Consider the following 20,721-nt stretch of genomic DNA (forward strand, 5'->3'; position numbering starts at 1 on the left):
TCCTTTCTATATACGATATTTTTGTGGTTAAAAACATTGTATATAGGGTTTGATGATTGACCCTTTTCTATTTACACAATTATACGGACTTAATCTGTTAATCCTCCGTTATCTGTTCCGTAACCTCTTGCTACACTATCCCCTAAAATTACAATGCGCTTCATCTTTTTTAAATTGGTACGGATTGTCTGCTTCTTTATATGGAGCTTCTTTGTTTGCATATAATATTTGATACCTACAAATGCAGCCCCTGAAATAATAATAGGTGATGTAATAACTCTCCTTTTATTCATCGATCTCACTTCCCACTTTAAAGGTACGTCTTACTACTAATATACCCTGAAGACATGGAAATTGTTTGTATACAACGGAAAAAAATATTTTAAATTAAATAATGAAAAACGTTCCCTTCACAGAAGAGAACGTTCTTTGCGATTAACTATCGACTTTATATCCGATATGTTCAAGCATTGCTCTGGTCATCTTGTCAATGTCATACTTTGCTTTAAAGCCCCATTCTTTTGTTGCTGCTGAACTGTCTATATGATTTGGCCAACTCTCGGCAATTTCCTGTCTTATTGGATCAATATCATATGACAACGTAAAATCCGGGATATATTTTTGAATTGCTTTGGCAAAATCCTTTGGTGCTGCAGATATTGCAGAAATATTAAACGCATTACGATGCTTTAGATTGGTCGGGTCTGCTTCCATTAATTGAATGATTGCGTCCAATGCATCGGGCATATACATCATATCCATATATGTATTTTCTGCAATATAAGAACTATATGCTTTGTGCTTCATTGCTTCATAATATATTTCGACCGCATAATCTGTTGTGCCCCCGCCAGGTGGTGTCGCATGCGATATAAGACCCGGATAACGAACGCCACGCGTATCTAAACCAAAATGATTGTAATAATAGTCACAAAGCAGTTCCCCAGCAACTTTATTTACGCCATACATGGTTGTCGGTCGTTGCAATGTATCCTGAGGCGTATTATCTTTTGGTGTGGAAGGACCGAATGCACCGATTGAGCTTGGTGTAAAAAATTGCAAATCAAGTTCTCGAGCAACCTCCAACGCATTAACAAGCCCCCCCATATTCAAGTCCCAGGCAAGTTTCGGTTTTTTCTCGGCATTTGCTGATAATAATGCTGCCAGATGCATGATCGTGTCAACCTGATGCTCCTTTGCTACGCTGTAAAGGCGATCCGCATCTGTAACGTCCACCGTTTCAAATGGTAATTCATCAGATTGACCAGCACGCTTTCGTATATCTGTTCCAATTACATTCGTATCCCCATAGATGTCACGCAGTTTTTCGACAAGTTCTGAACCTATTTGTCCAAGTGCGCCAGTAACTAATATTTTCTTCATTACTTTAAATCCTCTCTTCAGCGGTAAAATACGGTAAAGTTTAGAAAACTTGGCATACACCGCCAAGCCTTTAGTCGTTTGCCTTAGTTGCACTTATGCAGTAAGAAAGTAGTTATACTTTCTTACTGCTAAATCAATCCCATCTCTTTACCCACTTTTTCATAAACTGCGATTGCTTCGTCCAGCATTTTCTCTGTATGTGCTGCTGTAGGCATATTACGAACACGTCCAGTCCCTTTTGGAACAGTTGGAAATACAATTGCTTTTGCATAAACACCTTCTTCATATAGTCGTTTACTGAATTTCTGTGATTGATTTTCGTCACCGATGATACATGGTGTAATTGGTGTCTCACTTTTACCGATATCAAAGCCAATGTGCTTTAGTCCTTCTTTCAGGTAATTGCCGTTTTTCCAGAGCTTTTCATTTAACGCTGTACTTTCCATTAAAAGCTCTACCGCTCTTGTGCTCGCCTTCGCATCGGCAGGTGAAACCGCAGTTGAGAAAAGAAACGGACGGGATCGAACTTTGAGCCAATCGATCAGGTTTTCCTTGCCCGCAACGTAACCCCCAATCACGCCAATCGCTTTTGATAATGTTCCCATTTGGAAATCCACTTTATCCTGTAGTCCAAAATGTTTCACAGTTCCTGCACCTTTTCCAAGCACACCTGAACCATGTGCATCATCCACATAGGTAATTAAATCAAATTCCTCAGCGATTTCAACAATCTCCGGAAGCTTTGCGATGTCGCCATCCATGGAAAATACGCCATCTGTAATTACCATAATTTTATTATACATCCCAGATTCTACCGCTTCTTTTGCCTTTTGACGAAGGTCGTTCATGTCTGAATGATTGACACGAATAATTTTTGCCTTGGATAAACGACAGCCATCAATAATTGATGCATGATTTAATTCATCGGAGAGAATCGCATCATTTTTATCCATTACAGCTGAAATAGCCGCCATGTTACAGTTAAATCCGGATTGATAGGAAATAACCGCTTCCGTTCCTTTAAATGCCGCGAGCTTTTCCTCAAGCTCAATGTGAAGGTCAAGCGTACCATTAATTGTACGCACAGCCCCCGATCCAACACCATGGGATTCTACCGCCTCTTTGGCAACCTTCTTCAAACGGTCATCTGTTGCCAGCCCTAAATAGTTATTGGATGACAGGTTAATAAGCTCCCTGCCTTCCACCGTGATCTTGGGTCCATTGGCACCTTGTACAGGATCGATTTCATTATATAGTCCATGTTCTTTTAATTCCGCAATATTTTCATTTAAAAATTGATCTAATGCTCTGCTCGTCACTGTTGGTTCCTCCCTCGTTATGTAAGCGCTTTATTTATTGTTCATCTTCATTTTAACATAAAGCCAATCAAATGTTTATACTCTATCTGAAAGCGTTAATAGTAAAATTATTTCGTTTATCAGATTTATTTTTTAAGAAATCCAATCTACGTCGGAAGCTTCTACTTTTTTTCTTTTAAAAAAACCTTCTGAATTAATCAGAAGGTTTATCGTTAGGTCGTACTTCTCTTGCTTTTATAATAATACCTGCTAAAAAGAGAATTGCTGCAAAAATTGCGGTATAGAGCCCCGCACCCGCAACACCAATCGTTGCTCCCATATATTCTGCTGACGAAGAAGTTGCATAATAGACTAAAAATAGTACCGAAAAAATCGCCAAAGCCAGTCCAGCCATTAAATTCATTGATTTATTTGCAAGCACCATGTACAACGGGTAAATAAATAGAATAAATACGAAATAACCCTCCTGTTGAAATCCGTTTAAGCTAAATAGGGCAACGGTTACCCATGGCATAAATAAGGAAATAATATACAAGATTGCTGCCAATACAACGAATAAGCCGCCAGTTCCCCATCTCCGCACGATTTTCCAACCTCCTATATATTGTATAAATCTATCCTAATCTATCAGAATCGGCTTGTCTATTAATTAGCCATGAATATACTTACATCTTTGTAAGATTTACCAGTGAAATTGTCATATAAAACAATGGTACTGTCGGAGATTTTTTCATATAATCTAAGATAGATATTACCTACTGGGGAGAGAAATGTTATGAAGAAAATGCTAATCGCTTTGTTTATCGTGTTTATTTTGGGATTTGGAATCGTGGGTTATACGCAGGCAACAGCGGATACAAACAAAATTATTAATGAAGATCATTTGGAGACAATCGAATCATCATATATCGGAAGAAGTTTAGGTGTTTAATAGATACAAAGAAAAGGAAAGCAACATAATAGCATGCTTTCCTTTACCCATCTATTTAATTGTTTGTTTCATTCGTCAAAATTAATCTAGGATCGTTACATTAACAGTTTTTACGCCCCAGTTGTTAGCTTCGCCTTTTGTTGGAACATGAACATCAATTTTATTACCATTGATTGCACCACCAACGTCAGCTGCTGTTGCTTCACCATAGCCTTCAACATGTACTTTTGAACCTAGTGGAATAACACTTGGATCAACTGCAATAACTTTAGCATTTGGATTCGCATTTAAGTCGACACCTGTTGATGTAACACCTGAACATCCATCACATTGACCTGTGTATGCTGTTGCAGATACTGAAATTGTTTTGCCTTCTGGGCTTTTATCGCCTTCATCATTGGAAGCTTCTTCTTTTGCTTCTTTTTTTGGCTCTTCTTTTGGTTCAGCTTTAGTTTCTTTCTTTGGCTCTGTTTTCACTTCTTCTTTAGGAGCCTTTTTCGTTTCTTGTTTTGGTTCTGCCTTTTTCTCTGTAGCAGGTGCTTTTTCTTTATCTGCTACTTGTGTACCATTCACTGATAACTCCTGACCGGTAACAATTAAGTCTGATTTAAGATCGTTCCAGTCTTTTAACTTACTTACCGTTGTATCGTGATCTTTACTTATACTACCAAGTGTATCTCCCTTTTCAACTACATACTTTTCAACTTCATTGTCAATAACAATTTCCTGTTTTGGTTGAATGGTAGTAGATTTCAATTCATTTATTTCAACGAGTTCATCAACGGTAGTATTATATTGATCTGCGATATTCCACAGGCTATCTCCCTCTTTAACGTCGTACGATTCTGCTGAAACACTTGATACTGCTGTTCCAGACACGATGACACCTACTGCGAGTGCCGCTACTAATTTTTTCATTAAGTAGTCCCTCCTTAAATTTCTAACATTGCCTATACTATCACACGCCTATAGCCAATGCAGTTACAGAAACTTTAAGAGTCTGTTACAAGCATTACAGAAAGTCGCCTTATGTTACAATTGTAATATAAATGAGACAAAAGTCGGTTATTTTAGCCATTTAGCAATACTATAGTCATAGCTTAACGTTCTCTTAATAAGCAAAAACACATCCAGTTTATAAATCGGATGTGTTTTGTCTTCTTCTATATAAGTAAATTCCCAATAATAATACAAGAATAGATAGTACTGCTGCAGTAAAGAACATTTGTGAAAAACCACTTTGGATGATTTCCTGAACTTTGATCATCACCGCATCCCTTCGTTCTGGGTTAGCGATTTTTTCTATACTATTAATTAAATGGCCATAATTATCCTCCGAAACAGTGAGCTTTTCACCGAAGCTTTGCTGGATAGCAGGTTCTATTTTTGTGAATGCACCTGTGATAAATCCAGCGTATAACGTCGGAAATAATGTTAGCCCGATTTGTCTTACTAATGATAATGTTCCTAGCGCAGATCCTTGCTCCCCCTCAATAGCACTTTCACCAACTAGAACATTAAGTGGCGCACCGAGTAAAATACCTAATCCAATACCTGCAAGCATGCTGGCAAGTACAAATGTCATAAATCCGTCTACCCATAAGGGAAATAGCAAGAAGCCAACGACGCCAACAATCCCTGATAAGATAATTGTTTTAACTGCGCCATATTTATCTGTGAATACCCCGCCAAGGCCAGCTCCTATCCCGGAAGCGACTGCCAACGGGGTTAGCCAATAGCCAGCATGTTCGACAGGCACTTGTAATACTTGCTGTACAAAGGAAGGAATAAAAATAATTCCGGATAAAAAACCACCTGAAAGCAGTCCAAGTATCAATGTAACCTGAAATAATCTGTTCCTGAGTAAAGAAAAAGCGAGAATCGGGTCGCCACCTATTTTTTCAACACTTCGCTCATGAAAGATTAAAAAGACGAGCAATGTGATACCCACAATTAAAAATGGTGCAACATCCAATTGGGTCATACTGTGAAGAAATGCTGTACTATTTAACTGCGTAATCCCGTACATTAATGCCAAGATCCCAAGGGATAATAAAATCGTCCCTTTGAAATCCAATGGTTTAGTAGTTCCAGGATTGGATTCTTCTATTTTAAGAAAACCGAAGAGGATTAAAAAGGCTGCGATTGGTATATTAATTAGGAACATCCAATGCCATGAACCAGTCAAGCTCAGAATAACTGCCCCCAAATTGGGACCGATTACCGCTGATAGTCCATGCATCCCACCTAACATCCCTAAAGCTTTTCCCTGCTTTTCCTTTGGCAATGTGGATAAAATATGTGAGCTACCAATAATGAAAATCCCACCACCGCCAAATGCCTGAAGCAGGCGGGCAGCTAAAAGAAAAACGAAATTGGGACTTAGCGCAACGAGCAATGAGCCTAAGCCAAAAAGCGCTATTTCTATGATAAATAATCGTCTTCTACCATAACGATCGGATAACTTGCCAATCACAGGTACACTAATAGCTATACCGAGTGTATATAAGGTAATACTCCATGTGCCCCAGGAAGGCGATACATTAAATGAATCATTAATGGTTGTTAATGCCGTGCTAATGATTCCATTATCCATCCCTGCCATAAATACGCCGATCGTAAATAGCGTAATCGCCCATCCTTGTGAGGACTTACTTTTTTTCATCATTTTACCAGCTCCAGCATATTACAATATACAAAAAGGCTCATCATGATGAGCCCTTTGATAACGCGATGCATTAATCAAATAATCATTTAAACAAATTACTAATCTGGTCAAAAAGTGATTTGAAAAAGTTTGCTACCTTTTCCCAGAAGCCTTCATCCAATCCCAATTCATCCATTTTATCTTTTACGGTGGAAGCTAAATCTTCCAATTGATCTTTCACCTTACCGAAGTCAATATCCAAGTCCCGCATTTTTTCAAATAGATCAATCAGTAATTGACGGTCTGCATCATTTAATGATATGTCCAGTTTATCCAATTGTTCTTTAACGATTTTCTCCACATCTTCTTTGGTTGCCGGGTTTTGATCGGCAATTTCTTTTTTGATTTCTGTTAGCAATTCCGTTACTTTTTCCTGACTCATGCCATCTTTTTTCGCTAAATCTGTAGCAACGTCCAATTCTTCGTTTGCTATTTCCATACGATCTTTATCCAGTTCCTCGCCATCCACATCATAAGCCTTGTAAATACCAGTTAAAGCGGAATGCCCACTCACTTTCACTGGGGAGACAACATCTACAGTCGCATCCTCTACACCTGCTGTTAACAGTGCATTGGCATACATCTCTTTTGTCACTTCTGTAATATTATCTTGTGTAACAATATTAATCGTTAAGCCATTACCCTTTTCCTGTTTAACAATTTTTGCTGAAGAAAACATGCGGGAATTCGGATCACCATCAATATAATTGGCAATATCCTGACCTGTTACATTATATTCCTCTACAGTACTGGAATCTGTTACTTCCAAAAGTTCACGAACCTCAGCCTTCTGATCATCTGTTAGCGTATCGCCATAGACAACAATTGGTACGCCAAGTTTTTCATTAATGCTATCTGTGTCCGTTGCGCCACCATCTGCACTCACTGGGGTAGAGAGTCCTGTAACTAAACCTACTATTAATAACAACGACATAAGTATTCTTAATTTATATTTCATGTTTAGATTTCTCCTTTAACATTTGCGTTATTTTCATTCACTATGGAAGCTTTAACGTGTATTCATAACGTAATGGCTTAAGCATGCTATTATATTATAACGTTTTACACTCCCGTTGAACATTATTTACCTAAAAATAATTATTATCGACTTAGAATTTGACAAATCAGAAGTCTTGAGCATATTAGTTTTATATTTTTTTATTTGCTATATACTTAGGGTAACGAAGTAATTTTTTTAAGAAGGAAGGATATTACAATCGGTTATCAAGAACAAGTTGTAAAACGTAATTTAGCGATCATGTGGTTCGCTAACTTTTTTGTTTCTGGCAGTATGACGATGGTACTTCCATTTATCTCATTGTACATCGAATCACTTGGAAACTTTTCCAGTACCTATGTACAAAATTGGTCAGGTTGGATATTCGCAATCACGTTTGTTACTGCTTTTATCTTTTCCCCCATCTGGGGACGGATTGGGGATAAATACGGCAGGAAAAACATTTTAATTATATCTGCTGTTGGTATTGGTTTATCCGTATTCCTTATGGGATTTGTGACATCCGTCTGGCAGCTCTTTTTATTGCGTATGTTTATGGGAATTGTTACGGGATTTATTCCTATGTCCCAAGCATTAATCGCAACACAAACACCAAAAGAAGTTGCAGGGCGTGTACTCGGAACATTACAAACAGGTAGTATTACAGGATCATTGATGGGCCCACTGCTCGGTGGTGTATTGGCGGATTCCTTTGGCTACGCCAACACATTCAGATGGGTAGCGATCACTATATTTATTTCTGCAATACTCGTTTTCTTTGGCATCAAAGAAATTCAAATGAAACTATCCGAAAACAAGGCTGATTATAAATCTTATTCCAGTAAAGAAGTATTACAGCATATTTTCCGTAAACCCGTTTTGCTGATCGTCTTACTGTTATCCGTATTGGTTCAAGTAGCCCACTTCAGCGTGCAACCTATTTTATCCTTGTTTGTCGCAGAAATTCATGGACCAGCAAGTATTGCATTATTTTCCGGGATGGCATTTTCTGCTGCCGGATTGGGTAACCTACTAATGACGAGGCGCTGGGGAAGATTAGGTGACAGGATTGGTTATATAAAAATATTAATCTGCTTGTTATTTATGGCTGGAATTGTCTATTTCCCTGCAGCATTTGTTACAAATATTTGGCAGCTTGTCGGATTAAGATTCTTGCTTGGGGTTTCTATCGGTGGAATCGTTCCACTAAGAATCGCTTATATTAGACAGGAAGCGCCATTATCCATGCAAGGTGAGGTACTAGGTTATAACACAAGCTTACGATTCCTTGGTAATATTATCGGGCCCGCCCTTGGTGGTTTTATAGCCGGATACTTTGGATTCTCTGCTGTGTTTTATGTCACGAGTGGTTTACTTGTATTAAGCGGATTTATTATGCTTGTGACCTGGTATAAATACGAGCGCGCTCCAAAGCATTCCCATTCATTATCCCCGAATAAAGGTTAACGAAAGCGGAACAGCAAATTGCTTCCGCTTTTTTCCATGAATGACCAACCAACAAGCTAATGCAGAAATATTGATTTGTTAACCGGGGTATGCTACAAATGACAGTGTCATCATTTAGTTTAACAATAGAAAGAAAGTGATACATTGGGTATTGTCGTTGTCGAGGTTTGTGACGGAAATGCAATCACTACAATAGATATTGAAGCAATCATCGAAGCAGAATTTCCAGAAGTGGCAGTCTTGATGAATGAATGTTTATCATTCTGTGGTCTTTGTGCTGTAAGACCTTATGCACTTGTTAATAATAAACGCGTTTTCGGTAAAACACCCGAGGAATGTTTAGATAAGATAAGAATAGCAATCAAAGAAGAACTGGCTGTTTATCAATAACAGCCAGTTCTTCTTTGATTCAGATATATGTCGACAAACATTTCCCGGGAAATGTTTGTCGAAAAGACCTCTTATTTCTTGTACACTACAACATCCATTTCAACGAGCACATCTTTTGGTAAACGGCTTACTTCTACTGTAGCCCTTGCCGGATATGGTTCGGATAAATAACTACCATAAATTTCGTTGATTGTTGCAAATTCCTCCATAGATTGTAAATAGATGGTGAATTTAACTACCTGCGAAAAATCGGTATTTGCTTCACTTAAAATAGCTTGCAGGTTTTTTAGCACCTGATGTGTTTGATTTTCAATTCCTTCTACTACTTCACTTGTGGATGGATCGATCGGGATTTGCCCTGATACGTAAATAAAGTCACCTGCTTCAATTGCTTGTGAATAGGGACCAATTGCAGCTGGTGCATTTTCCGTATGTATCGCTTTTGTCATCGTTTTTTCCTCCTTTAAATTGTTATTCTAATTATAACACTTTTCACTATCATTCTTCCGCTATTACGTCTCGATAATTCATAACAGATTGTACGTAATAGATATCACCGTAGCAAGCTCCATGTTCTTTCGCCTCATCGCGTAAACAGCGATAACCATCCTTATCAGATGCCTTTTCATACATTTCTCGGGAAAAGTCTATTGCGATTGCTTCTGAGTAGCTTGCTGATCTTTCTTGAACATAATCAATGAAACCTCCGCCAAAGTTATACGATTGTATAGCTAACTCCAGGTCTCCATCTGCTTTAGCTAATACTTTTGAAAAATGATGAACGCCCTGTTTAATAGAAAGCTTGGGGTCATCTATGCATGCTCGCTTGCCACAATAGCTTTCCGATGCCTGCATTGGATCGTTCCCTCTCCCAGCGGACTCCTGCATCATCATTGCTAACAGGATATCCACAAAGTTATCCACATTATATTGCTTTGCATACTTTTCCACAAGCGGTTGGTAATCTTTTACTTCATCACTCACTACTGGTTGTGGATATTGACGCTTATTCGTATCTGGTTTTTCATATGATAAAAATGATATCACAAGTAAAACACTGCAAAATAATAATGCAATCATACTGGTCCGCTTTACTGCTTGCTTTTGCTTTTTCTTTAACTTCATTTTATCTATCCCTTTTAACGTCTATATATACAATGAAACAACCAACAATTACACCGTAAATAAGATGCCCAACTATCCAATAGGTAAAAGCAGCAACATCCAAAATGTCTGGTGTCCGATTTGAAAATGCGGTTGTGAAAAATAATGTAAAACCAATCATAAGATTGGCAATCACATACGGATATATATTTCGTGAAACACCTAATCGATTAAATACCCAATAGAGTATGATCACTAAGCCAATGGACACAAAAACATGTAAGGAGAAGTCTAGTATTTCGTTCATTTCCCAATCTTTGATGATAGGAAAGTAATCCACATTCAGTAACAGGACATACACTGTTTCACCTGTAATTTGTTCGACTTTTTTCAAAAATCCACCTAATACAAATGCAGCCAAAACACCTGACACGATCAACTTTATACACAATTTCATTGCATTACCTCAGCTATCTTTTATCACACAAAAGTTATCCACAAATTGTGCATAAGTTTATTTTCCCTTAGCAAAGATCTCTTTCTTCCGCCAATTCCCAAACCGATAATAAAGAAAGGCAAACAAGCTGCTTATCACGAAACTGCTGCCCATCCCTAGCGCGATACCAATATCACCAAATAAATTAGAAAGGAGCGCTGTTAACGGATAGCGTAATATCCAGAATGATATAATATTTAATGCAAGCACTTGATACATTGCACCTGACGCCCTAACAATTCCATTCAATATAAAATTAATCCCCAAAAATGGATAGCATAACGCCACAATTTGTAAATATCTTGTGCCAAACGCAACCGCTGCTTCTTCGCGGATGAACAGCTTCATCCCATACTCTGCGAAAAAAACAATCAGGATCCCTACACTGAGCATAACTGCAAAATTGTATAAAACACCATACGTGGCGATCTGCTTTACCCGTGGCCAATTACGTACGCCAATATTCTGTCCTGCCATGCTCGTAACAGCTGTTCCCAATGCATGTGCAGGTAGCATCAGCAGACTATCCAGTCGCTGTGCGGCACTAAAACCTGCAACAACTCCACCACCGAAGCCTGTTACAACACTCATGATAGCTGCAGCTCCGGCTGATATCACACCCATTTGTAAACCAGATGGAATACCTAAATTTAAGATTAAGCCAACCTCTTGTCTCGTTGGAATCGTCGGTAAACTAAATGGCGCCAATTTACGGTGTAATACATAAATAAGCCCATATAGAAATGCTACTCCCTGGGAAATAACTGTCGCATAGGCTGCACCCTCAACCCCTAAATCAAAACCGGCTATAAAGAGCGGATCAAGCACAATATTTAACGCAACTGCAATCATCACAAATCGCATTGGTGTTTTGCTGTCTCCAAGCGCGCGAAGTACCGTACTAATAAAATTATAGCCAAATAGGAATAACATCCCAAGGAAATTTATTCGCAAGTAAGACTTTGCCGCTACCATCATGGTTTCCGGCGTACCTAAGAGCTGCAAGAGCCACTCCGCAAAAACAAAGCCAAAAACACCGAGCATAATAGATAGAACTGCAAGAACTACAACAAACGCATTCAAGTAATTCTTCATTCCTGCTTCATTATTTTTTCCCTTTTGCTGAGACAAAATCGTTAATGCCGCATTATTTAAACCAATAACAAAAGAAAGTACCGTAAAAATAATCGTACTCGAAACAGCAACAGCCCCTAAAGCGTTTGCTCCAAGCAAGTTCCCAACCCATAAACTATCAACAAACTGATAAGAAGTTTGCAGTAGGTTGGTTAGCATAATTGGACCCGAGAACACGATTAATTGTTTTAGGATATTCCCTTGTGTAAAGTCGTGTTGCTTTTTCATCTATTCCCCAGCCTTTCATCAACATCTCCTTAAAATTTTAGCATGAAACCTATACGAAAGCATACAAAAGGGTGATCAGCATGATCACCCTTTTGCTTTTCCTATTAAATTATCCTTGTGCCTTCTCCAACTTTTCATCATTGATATTTTCCCGTTTCACAACGAATTGGAAGATAATCAGTGCAATGAAAATACAAAATCCAATTAAGTCAGATTTCCCCTCTGGATAGATCAGCATAAGTCCCCCTACAACCGCTATAATTCGTTCAAGCCAGTATAGCCGTCTGTACCAGAAACCGATTAATCCACCGCCAATCGCAATCATTCCCAAAATCGCTGTTATTAAGATAAATATAATTTCCCAAAAACTCGTGTCAATCATCAGTAACTGCGGTTGCAACACAAACATATATGGGATAATAAACGCTGCAATTGCTAATCTCGTCGCATTTGCACCTGTCCGTATTGGATCCCCACCAGATATCCCCGTAGCCGCAAATGCAGCTAAGGCAACGGGCGGCGTAATATCAGCCACAATACCGAAGTAGAATACAAACATATGCCCTGCTAATACCGGTATTGCAACTTCCAGTTGATCATTTAAAGCTAATATTGCCGGTAACGCAATGGTAGATGTAATAATATAGTTAGCAGTGGTCGGTGACCCCATTCCTAAAATAATCGAAGTAATCATCGTAAACACTAACGTTAAAAATAATTGTATCTCAGGTGTACTGGCAATGGTTCCAGCCAAACTCACAAGACCATTCCCCAACTTCAAACCTAATCCTGTTTTTGTAACAACACCTACAATAATCCCCGCACACGCTGTTGCAGAGGCAACCCCTAATGCTGTACGTGCACCAGAAGTTAACGCAACAACAAACTTACTAGGCGTAATTCTTGTATCTTTACGGAACAAACTAACCAGTATCGTAATTCCTATCCCATATAACGCCGTTCGCTCGATGCTAACCCCCTTAAACAACAACCAGACAATCGCAAATATCGGAAATATAAGGTAGATTTTCTTTAGAACAACAAGCTTGCTTGGAATTTGATCTTTCGGTAAACCAAGAAGTCCTATTTTCTTCGCTTCAAAATGGGTCATAATCCAAATCCCAGTAAAATACAGGATGGCTGGAATGGTTGCTGCTTTAGCAATTTCCCAATAGCCAACACCTGCAAATTCGACCATTAAAAAGGCGGCAGCCCCCATGATCGGTGGCATGATTTGTCCACCAGTAGATGCCGCAGCTTCAACAGCACCAGCAAAGTTTTTATGATAACCGAGTTTCTTCATCATCGGAATCGTAAAGGAACCAGTTGTTACCGTGTTCGCTACCGAACTTCCGGAGATGGTTCCATTTAGAGCGCTGGAGAATATCGCGACCTTGGCCGGTCCACCAACCCGTGTACCTGTAAGTGAAATCGCTAAATCGTTGAAATAGTTACCAACACCAGTTTGAACAAGAAATGACCCAAACAATAAAAACAGGAAAATATATGTAGAAGAAACCTGTAATGGTGTCCCAAGAATACCTTCTGTCGTAAAGAACATCGTATTAATCAATTGATCTATGCTAAGGCCCCTATGTGCCAGCATACCCGGCATGTAAGGTCCATACAGCGCATAGATCATAAAAGCAACTGCAATAATAACAATTGGTAGCCCTACTGCCCTCCTTGTTCCCTCTAAAACCAGCAATATAGCTATGCCACCAATAATCGCCTGGAGGTTATCTATTCCGCCAATTTTTTGTACCAGTGATTCATAAAAAAAGGGCCAGTAGCTACAAACACCAATAGATAATAAAACAAGTATATAATCATACCAGGCAACTGATTTTTTCTTTCCCTTTTTTCTTGCAGGATACAAAAGAAAAATAAGGGTTAAGGCAAATCCTAAGTGAACGGTTCGCTGTATATAAGCTGTGTATTGTCCAAATGCACCCGTATAAAGTTGAAATAAGGAAAAAGCAATCAATATGAAAAAGACCACTTTGGCAATCCAACCGCCCAAATTTCGGGTATTGGATTCTGTATCGTATTTTTCCATTAACTTTTCCTGTTCTTCTACACTCAATTGCTCATGGTTGTTGTCCTCACTCATGAATTTCCACTCCTTTCAGGTAGTCCCATAAAGATAGCTGCTCGATTTTCAATGTAAACCAATCACCCGGTTTAAAATACTTATTCAATGGAATAATATACTGATCATCGGCACCCCAGACAAGCCGGTTTTCTGATACTGTTTTCCCGTTGCGGAGATTTATCGTAGGGAATACATTGTCCAAGTCTTTAATATGATATTTCCCATCCTCATAGACAAAGGTCTCCCCTTCTAGGGCATTAGAAGGCATACCGATCCCGAAATGTTCATAAACAATTTCATATTGCTTGATATCATCGTTATCCAGTACCTTATATTTCTCTACCACATCCGTTAAATGGATAGAATGTTTCCAAATAAGCTGAAATGTATCACCTGCTTCAAGCGGGAGATAGGCCTCCAATTGTTCCGTATTCCCCTTATAAAACACCAGTGCATGTTTAAATGGTATAGATGCTAACATCATAAGAACTAAAATAATGATTGCTGTCAGAAAAAACCTCTTTATAACTTTAGACATGATCCTTCACCTGTAAATTCAGTTTATCTGTACTTAACAAAGAAGAACCGGCAGCAAACGCCTACTAATAGGATTGACAGCCGGTTCCCACTAACTTACAAATACCTATTCGTCTTTCTTTACACCTTTTTCATCGAAATATTTCTGTGCTCCCGGATGCACGTCGATGCCAATGCCATTTAATGCATCTTCCACCTTAATAAATTTGGCTTTGTCATGTGCCATAGACTCTGCATGTTCATAAATTGCTTTCGTAATGTCATAAACTGTGTCTTCCGGAACGTCCTCCGTTACAGCAAGCATTGCAAGCACTGCAACGGTAGGAACATCTTCCTCAAGTCCATATGTCCCTTCTTCCACTGTATCAACAGCATAATATGGATATTTATCAACTAATTCTTCTGCTTTATCTTCTTCTACTGGAACAATATCAACATCTTCCGTTGCGGACAATCCTTCTACCGCCCCTGTAGGCGTACCTGCTGTAATAAAGGCTGCAGCAATGTTACCATCCTGAATGCCTCCAGTTGATTCTTCAAAATCGAGGTTTTGTGCATTAATATCATCCATTGTCATACCATGTACTTCCAGAATTTGCTCTGCGTTGATATATGTTCCTGAACCGGGTGCACCAACAGATACCTTCTCACCTTTCAGGTCTTCAACTGACTCAATTCCTGCTTTGGAAGTGGTTACAATTTGAATCGTTTCCGGATACAGGGATCCGATCGCCTGTACATTGTCAATCGGTTCATCAAAAGCATTTTCCCCCGCTACTGCATCCGCAGTAACGTCGGTTTGGGAGAAGGCAATTTCTGCTTCACCCTCTGCTAAAGCGACCATATTATCTGCTGAAGCATTGGATGACACAGCATCTGTTTGAATACCTGTATCATCTGTTATAATCTTAGCCATTTCTCCACCAAGCGGGTAATAGGTCCCACTTGTTCCACCGGTTAACATACTTAGAAATTCAGGTGCATCTTCTTTGCCACCGTCATCCTTATCACCGCTGTCACCATCACTACTACCACTACTACTGTCGCCACAGGCAGCCAGGAATAAAGCCAATATTAGTAAAATTGAACTAGTAAAAAATAAATGCTTTCTCTTCATGTAGACTTCCCCCTTGTAATTTTAATGTATATGTATTTTACACTTATATGATTACCATTGTCAATCTATTCTCAAGATGGCTATTATTAAATGAATAGTCACATACCGGTAAGTTCTTATTATTCTAACTATATGATATAATATATATGAAACTATTTTACTATAAGGGAGATGTTTTCGTATGATGCACATTCCACTAACTGTAGGGTCCATGCTTGAACACGCTGAAAAGTTTTTTGCCAAAAAGCAGGTTATCTCGCAAACCCATGACAAGCTGCATTATCTCACCTATGCGGATATCGGCAAACGCACACGGCGCTTGATGAGTGTCTTAAAAGATTTAGGCGCCCAAAAAGGAGACCGAATCGGCACTTTAGCCTGGAACCATCATCGGCATTTAGAAATTTACTTTGCTGCACCTGGTATCGGTTCCGTTTTACACACGATCAATATCCGCCTATCGCCTGAACACATTATCTACATCATTAATCATGCAGAAGATAAAATCTTATTTATCGATGAAGATGTTTTGCCTCTCATAGAAAAAATCCAACACCAGTTAACGACAGTGGAAAAATTTATCCTCATGACAGACAAGGAGGAGCTTCCTGAATCTACATTAGAACCGCTTTATTCCTATGAAGAACTACTTCAAACCGGGGACCCAACTTACCCATTTATTACAAATATAGATGAAAACGATCCTGCGGGAATGTGCTATACCTCAGCAACGACAGGTAAACCAAAGGGTGTGCTTTATAGTCATCGCGGCATTGTCTTACACAGCTATGCATTAGGGTTGACAGATACTGCAGGTATATCGGAATCAGATGTTTCGATGCCTGTTGTGCCACAATTTCATGTCAACGCGTGGGGAACTCCTTTTGCTTGTACCTGGTTTGGTTGTACACAGGTGATGCCCGGGCCCCGATTCACACCGAAACGGCTTGCCGAATTTATTGAAAAATTCAAGGTAACCATCACTGCTGGTGTTCCTACCATTTGGCTTGGTTTACTACGTGAATTGGAAAATGGTGACTATGATATATCCAGTTTACGTGCTGTTCTCTGTGGTGGTTCGGCAGCACCATTAGGTCTGATCAAGGCTTTTGAACAAAAATTGAATATTCCTTTCTACCATGCTTACGGCGCCACAGAAACAACACCACTCGTGACTGTTTCCCGTCTAAAAAGCTATCAGCAGGACTTAACAGACGACGAAAAGTTAGCCGTACGTACCACACAAGGGATGCCTGTTCCTGGTGTCGACATGAAGGTCATAGGCAATAGTGGAGAAGTGGAATGGGATGGTAAAGAGATGGGCGAGCTATTGTTGCGCGGAAATTGGATTGCTGACGAATATTATCGTGACGATAGAAGCGATAGCGCATTCATTGATGGCTGGTTCCATTCCGGAGATGTTGTCACCGTTAATGAAGAGGGGTTAATTAAAATCGTCGATCGCACAAATGATTTAATTAAAAGCGGTGGAGAGTGGATTTCTTCCGTTGATCTTGAAAATGCACTCATGACACACGATGCAGTCTTTGAAGCAAGTGTTGTTGCCATACCAGATGAAAAGTGGCAGGAACGCCCGATTGCATGTGTTGTATTAAAAGAGGCGTTTTCCGAAGAGGGGATGAAAGAAAAGCTGCTCGACTTTCTCAAACCGCAATTTGCCAAGTTCTGGTTGCCTGATGACATCCTGTTTTTCAAAGAAATTCCAAAGACATCTGTTGGGAAGTTTTTAAAAAGACAGCTCCGTGGAGTAGTGGAAGAACACTTTAATATACAAAATTGAACGCATGCAAACTCACTCCAGTTTGGTGTGAGTTTGCAAAAGTTTACTATTGTATGACCTTGTAATCCTCATTATAGTCCTCGTCATATAGGTGACATGCGACCCAGTGATCTTTTTTGTATTTCTGAAATACAGGATCCACTTTCGCACATACATCCATCGCAAATGGACACCTTGTACGAAAACGGCAGCCGCTTGGCGGATCTACCGGGCTCGGTACATCTCCTTCTACAATAATTCTATCCCTTGAACGTTCTACTTTCGGATCCGCAATTGGAATGGCACTTAGCAACGCCTGCGTATACGGATGTAAAGGCTCGGCATACAAATCATCACTCGCTGCAATTTCTGCCATATTTCCTAAATACATCACACCAACACGATCACTAATATGTTTCACCATCGACAAATCATGCGCAATAAACAAGAAGGTCAATCCACGTTCCTTCTGTAATCGTTTTAACAAATTGACAACCTGCGCCTGAATGGACACATCCAGAGCAGATATTGGCTCATCCGCTACAATAAAATCAGGATCCACTGCTAACGCCCGTGCTATCCCAATTCTTTGTCGCTGTCCGCCACTAAACTCATGCGGGTAACGGTTACCATGATCCCTATTTAACCCGACTGTTTCCAGTAAGCTATTTATCCGATTCAAACGATCCTGTTTATTCTTCGCGAGACCATGAATATCAATGCCTTCTGCGATAATATCCTTCACCGTCATTCTTGGATTCAGTGAGGCATAAGGGTCTTGGAAAATCATCTGCATACTACGGTTAAACTTTTTTAGTTGCTTAGCAGATTTCTTTGTATGAACATTTTCGTCGGCAAAATATACTTCTCCTTCTGTTGCTTCATGGAGACGTAAAATCGTTCTTCCCGCTGTTGACTTGCCACAACCCGATTCACCAACTAAGCCAAATGTTTCCCCTTTATATATATCAAAACTAATTCCATCTACCGCTTTTAATACAGTATTACGATCAATTTTAAAATGCTTTTTTAAGTTTTCTATTTTGAGTAACCTTTCTCGATTGTTATCCATGCACTGTTGTCCCCCCTACGATGGCAGACTCAGGTAGCTCTACTTTTGGTGCACGCTCATCCAGCAGCCAACAAGCCGTCTTCTGTGTATCTGATAGATTCGTATACGCCGGCATATGTTCCTTACAGGCCTTCATGGCATGAGGACAACGCGTTACAAACGGACATCCCTTGGGTGGATCCGCTAAATCCGGTGGGGAACCAGGTATGGCCTGTAATGTTTCATGACTCCCATCCAGTTTTGGCATCGATCCTAATAAGCCCCATGTATAAGGATGCTTTGGGTTATAGAAAATTTCATCGACGGTTCCAGTTTCGACAATTTTACCACCATACATGACCGCTACACGACTTGCAGCATTGGCTACAACACCAAGATCATGCGTAATTAAAATAATCGCGGTCCCTACTTTCTCCTGCAGCCCCCGCATCAGATCAAGTATCTGTGCCTGAATCGTTACATCCAGTGCTGTCGTCGGTTCATCTGCAATAAGTATTTTGGGATTGCAGGAAAGCGCAATGGCAATCATTGCCCGCTGCCGCATTCCGCCCGAATATTGGTGTGGATACTGATTAATACGTGCTTCCGGATTAGGAATCCCAACTAACTTTAACAACGCTATCCCTTGGTTATGCGCCTCCTTTTTCGACATATGCTGATGCTTGATCAACGCTTCTGCAATTTGCTTGCCTACCGTCATTGTAGGATTCAAAGAGGTCATTGGATCCTGGAAAATCATACTAATTTCCTTTCCACGAATGTTTTCCATTTGTTTCTCTGACTTTTGGGTTAAATCTTCTCCAGCAAACATGATTGAACCATCCACAAACTCGCCTGGTGGCATTTCAATCAAACGCATGATAGATTGCGCTGTCACACTTTTTCCAGAACCGGATTCACCAACGATTGCCAATGTTTCCTTTTCGTCTAAATGAAAATTCACACCACGGATTGCCTGCACCTCTGCATGATATGTTTGAAACGATACAGACAGATCGTTTACTTCTAAAATTCTACTCATCACCATATCCCCCCTGCATTAGCGCTCTTTCGGATCCAGCGCATCGCTCATTCCATCACCAATTACATTAAATGCCAACATCGTTAAACAAATGAAAAATGCCGGAAAAAACAGCTGATAAGGCTCATATTTCAAGAACGACAAAGCATCGGATGACATCGTACCCCAGCTTGCTAAAGGTGCTGGCACCCCAAGACCCAGATAGCTTAAAAATGCCTCTGTGAAAATAGCAGTTGGAATCGTTAAAGTTAGCGTTACCAAAATTGGACCCAACGTATTTGGAACCAGATGCCGGAACATAAGCCTTGTCTTTTTCGCACCTAAGGACCTGGAGGCGATAACATATTCCTCAGATTTCAGTTGCATTACTTGCCCACGAACAATTCTTGCCATATTGATCCAGCCTGTAATCGTCATCGCAATAATCAGGGTCCATAACCCTTTAGGCATAATAACCATTAATAAGATAACGACCAGTAGATAAGGGACAGCTGTTAAGATATCCGCGATACGCATCATATATTCATCTATTTTTCCACCAAAGAATCCAGCCGTAGCTCCCCAGATCACTCCAATAATCAAATCTATGAAAGCTGCCATCAACCCAATAAATAGGGAAATTTTAGCTCCATACCATGTTCTGGAAAATATATCTCTGCCCAGGTTGTCGGTACCAAACCAATGCTCAGCGGATGGAGATTGATTAGAGTTGATTAAATCGTTATCGGAGTAATTATGACCTGATATCGGGCTACCAATAAACGACATGATCCCAAGCAGAATAATAATTACCACACCAATTAAAGCAAGTTTGTTTTTTCTAAAGCGCCGCCAGGCATCTTTCCAAAAAGATGTACTTCTACCTACTATTTTCTCCGCATCGTACTCACTATATTGTATTGGTTCAAAATCTGAATCATTTAATTGTGGTTGTGGCATGCCT

The 20,721-nt window shown here is 39.7% G+C and carries 21 protein-coding genes; 4 read left to right on the plus strand and 17 right to left on the minus strand.

Annotation, left to right across the window (positions count from 1 at the left end; translation table 11 throughout):
• Positions 1-89: 89 nt before the first annotated feature.
• The 4 genes from JOC34_RS15335 to JOC34_RS15350 all read right to left on the minus strand — a co-directional run bounded on the left by JOC34_RS15335 (position 90) and on the right by JOC34_RS15350 (position 3,285).
• Positions 90-293 (minus strand): hypothetical protein, encoded by a 204-nt coding sequence (locus JOC34_RS15335; protein ID WP_205137662.1) that lies wholly within the window; start codon positions 291-293, stop codon positions 90-92.
• A 142-nt stretch (positions 294-435) separates the two neighbouring features.
• Positions 436-1,383: an NAD-dependent epimerase/dehydratase family protein gene (locus tag JOC34_RS15340; protein WP_205137663.1), complete on the minus strand. Its 948-nt coding sequence runs from the start codon at positions 1,381-1,383 to the stop codon at positions 436-438.
• Positions 1,384-1,511: 128 nt separating this feature from the next.
• Complete coding sequence (locus JOC34_RS15345; RefSeq protein ID WP_205137664.1) at positions 1,512-2,702, minus strand: glycine C-acetyltransferase; 1,191 nt, start codon at positions 2,700-2,702, stop codon at positions 1,512-1,514.
• 193 nt (positions 2,703-2,895) lie between these two features.
• Complete coding sequence (locus JOC34_RS15350; protein ID WP_205137665.1) at positions 2,896-3,285, minus strand: hypothetical protein; 390 nt, start codon at positions 3,283-3,285, stop codon at positions 2,896-2,898.
• 192 nt (positions 3,286-3,477) lie between these two features.
• Between JOC34_RS15350 and JOC34_RS15355 the strand changes: the two genes are divergently transcribed.
• Positions 3,478-3,633, plus strand: coding sequence for a hypothetical protein (locus JOC34_RS15355; protein WP_205137666.1), 156 nt, complete (start codon positions 3,478-3,480; stop codon positions 3,631-3,633).
• An 81-nt stretch (positions 3,634-3,714) separates the two neighbouring features.
• On the opposite strand, the gene JOC34_RS15360 is transcribed toward JOC34_RS15355, so the two are convergent.
• From JOC34_RS15360 to JOC34_RS15370, 3 genes are all read right to left on the minus strand, one after another.
• The gene (locus JOC34_RS15360; protein WP_205137667.1) at positions 3,715-4,551 is read right to left on the minus strand and encodes a 3D domain-containing protein; all 837 of its coding nucleotides are present in this window, start codon (positions 4,549-4,551) and stop codon (positions 3,715-3,717) included.
• 217 nt (positions 4,552-4,768) lie between these two features.
• Positions 4,769-6,301: an MFS transporter gene (locus JOC34_RS15365; protein WP_420856156.1), complete on the minus strand. Its 1,533-nt coding sequence runs from the start codon at positions 6,299-6,301 to the stop codon at positions 4,769-4,771.
• 82 nt (positions 6,302-6,383) lie between these two features.
• Positions 6,384-7,298, minus strand: a complete 915-nt coding sequence (locus tag JOC34_RS15370; RefSeq protein ID WP_205137668.1) for a DUF1002 domain-containing protein — start codon at positions 7,296-7,298, stop codon at positions 6,384-6,386.
• Between the two features lie 300 nt (positions 7,299-7,598).
• On the opposite strand from JOC34_RS15370, the gene JOC34_RS15375 reads away from it, so the two are divergent.
• Together JOC34_RS15375 and JOC34_RS15380 are read left to right on the plus strand one after the other, a co-directional pair.
• Positions 7,599-8,804 carry an MFS transporter gene (locus tag JOC34_RS15375; protein ID WP_205137669.1) on the plus strand — a complete coding sequence of 402 codons (1,206 nt, stop codon included), beginning with the start codon at positions 7,599-7,601 and terminating at the stop codon, positions 8,802-8,804.
• Positions 8,805-8,948: 144 nt separating this feature from the next.
• On the plus strand, positions 8,949-9,194 hold the full coding sequence (locus JOC34_RS15380) for a YuzB family protein (protein ID WP_205137670.1): 246 nt from the start codon (positions 8,949-8,951) through the stop codon (positions 9,192-9,194).
• Between the two features lie 71 nt (positions 9,195-9,265).
• On the opposite strand, the gene JOC34_RS15385 is transcribed toward JOC34_RS15380, so the two are convergent.
• The 7 genes from JOC34_RS15385 to JOC34_RS15415 form a co-directional block, all read right to left on the minus strand.
• A complete protein-coding gene (locus tag JOC34_RS15385) occupies positions 9,266-9,643 on the minus strand; it encodes a RidA family protein (protein WP_205137671.1) in 378 nt (125 codons plus the stop codon).
• 49 nt (positions 9,644-9,692) lie between these two features.
• Positions 9,693-10,319, minus strand: coding sequence for a lysozyme family protein (locus JOC34_RS15390; RefSeq protein ID WP_205137672.1), 627 nt, complete (start codon positions 10,317-10,319; stop codon positions 9,693-9,695).
• Position 10,320: 1 nt separating this feature from the next.
• Positions 10,321-10,755 carry a hypothetical protein gene (locus tag JOC34_RS15395; RefSeq protein WP_205137673.1) on the minus strand — a complete coding sequence of 145 codons (435 nt, stop codon included), beginning with the start codon at positions 10,753-10,755 and terminating at the stop codon, positions 10,321-10,323.
• A gap of 57 nt (positions 10,756-10,812) precedes the next feature.
• Positions 10,813-12,156 carry an MATE family efflux transporter gene (locus tag JOC34_RS15400; protein WP_205137674.1) on the minus strand — a complete coding sequence of 448 codons (1,344 nt, stop codon included), beginning with the start codon at positions 12,154-12,156 and terminating at the stop codon, positions 10,813-10,815.
• Between the two features lie 109 nt (positions 12,157-12,265).
• Positions 12,266-14,269, minus strand: coding sequence for a TRAP transporter permease (locus JOC34_RS15405; protein ID WP_205137675.1), 2,004 nt, complete (start codon positions 14,267-14,269; stop codon positions 12,266-12,268).
• Positions 14,262-14,789, minus strand: a complete 528-nt coding sequence (locus tag JOC34_RS15410; protein ID WP_205137676.1) for a DUF1850 domain-containing protein — start codon at positions 14,787-14,789, stop codon at positions 14,262-14,264. The genes JOC34_RS15405 and JOC34_RS15410 overlap by 8 nt, the downstream gene beginning before the upstream one ends.
• Before the next feature lie 105 nt (positions 14,790-14,894).
• Positions 14,895-15,905, minus strand: a complete 1,011-nt coding sequence (locus JOC34_RS15415; RefSeq protein WP_205137677.1) for a TAXI family TRAP transporter solute-binding subunit — start codon at positions 15,903-15,905, stop codon at positions 14,895-14,897.
• A 181-nt stretch (positions 15,906-16,086) separates the two neighbouring features.
• Here JOC34_RS15415 and JOC34_RS15420 point away from each other — a divergent pair, with 181 nt between their 5' ends.
• Positions 16,087-17,706 carry a long-chain fatty acid--CoA ligase gene (locus JOC34_RS15420; RefSeq protein WP_205137678.1) on the plus strand — a complete coding sequence of 540 codons (1,620 nt, stop codon included), beginning with the start codon at positions 16,087-16,089 and terminating at the stop codon, positions 17,704-17,706.
• A 46-nt stretch (positions 17,707-17,752) separates the two neighbouring features.
• On the opposite strand, the gene JOC34_RS15425 is transcribed toward JOC34_RS15420, so the two are convergent.
• From JOC34_RS15425 to JOC34_RS15435, 3 genes are read right to left on the minus strand one after another with little or no spacing between them, the layout of a single operon-like run.
• A complete protein-coding gene (locus JOC34_RS15425; RefSeq protein ID WP_205137679.1) occupies positions 17,753-18,757 on the minus strand; it encodes an ABC transporter ATP-binding protein in 1,005 nt (334 codons plus the stop codon).
• Positions 18,750-19,778 (minus strand): ABC transporter ATP-binding protein, encoded by a 1,029-nt coding sequence (locus JOC34_RS15430; RefSeq protein ID WP_205137680.1) that lies wholly within the window; start codon positions 19,776-19,778, stop codon positions 18,750-18,752. The genes JOC34_RS15425 and JOC34_RS15430 overlap by 8 nt, the downstream gene beginning before the upstream one ends.
• A gap of 18 nt (positions 19,779-19,796) precedes the next feature.
• The gene (locus tag JOC34_RS15435) at positions 19,797-20,717 is read right to left on the minus strand and encodes an ABC transporter permease (protein ID WP_205137681.1); all 921 of its coding nucleotides are present in this window, start codon (positions 20,715-20,717) and stop codon (positions 19,797-19,799) included.
• Positions 20,718-20,721 lie beyond the last annotated feature (4 nt).

The sequence above is a fragment of the Virgibacillus halotolerans genome (assembly GCF_016908515.1).
Classification (GTDB): Bacteria; Bacillota; Bacilli; order Bacillales; family Amphibacillaceae; genus Virgibacillus_M; species Virgibacillus_M halotolerans.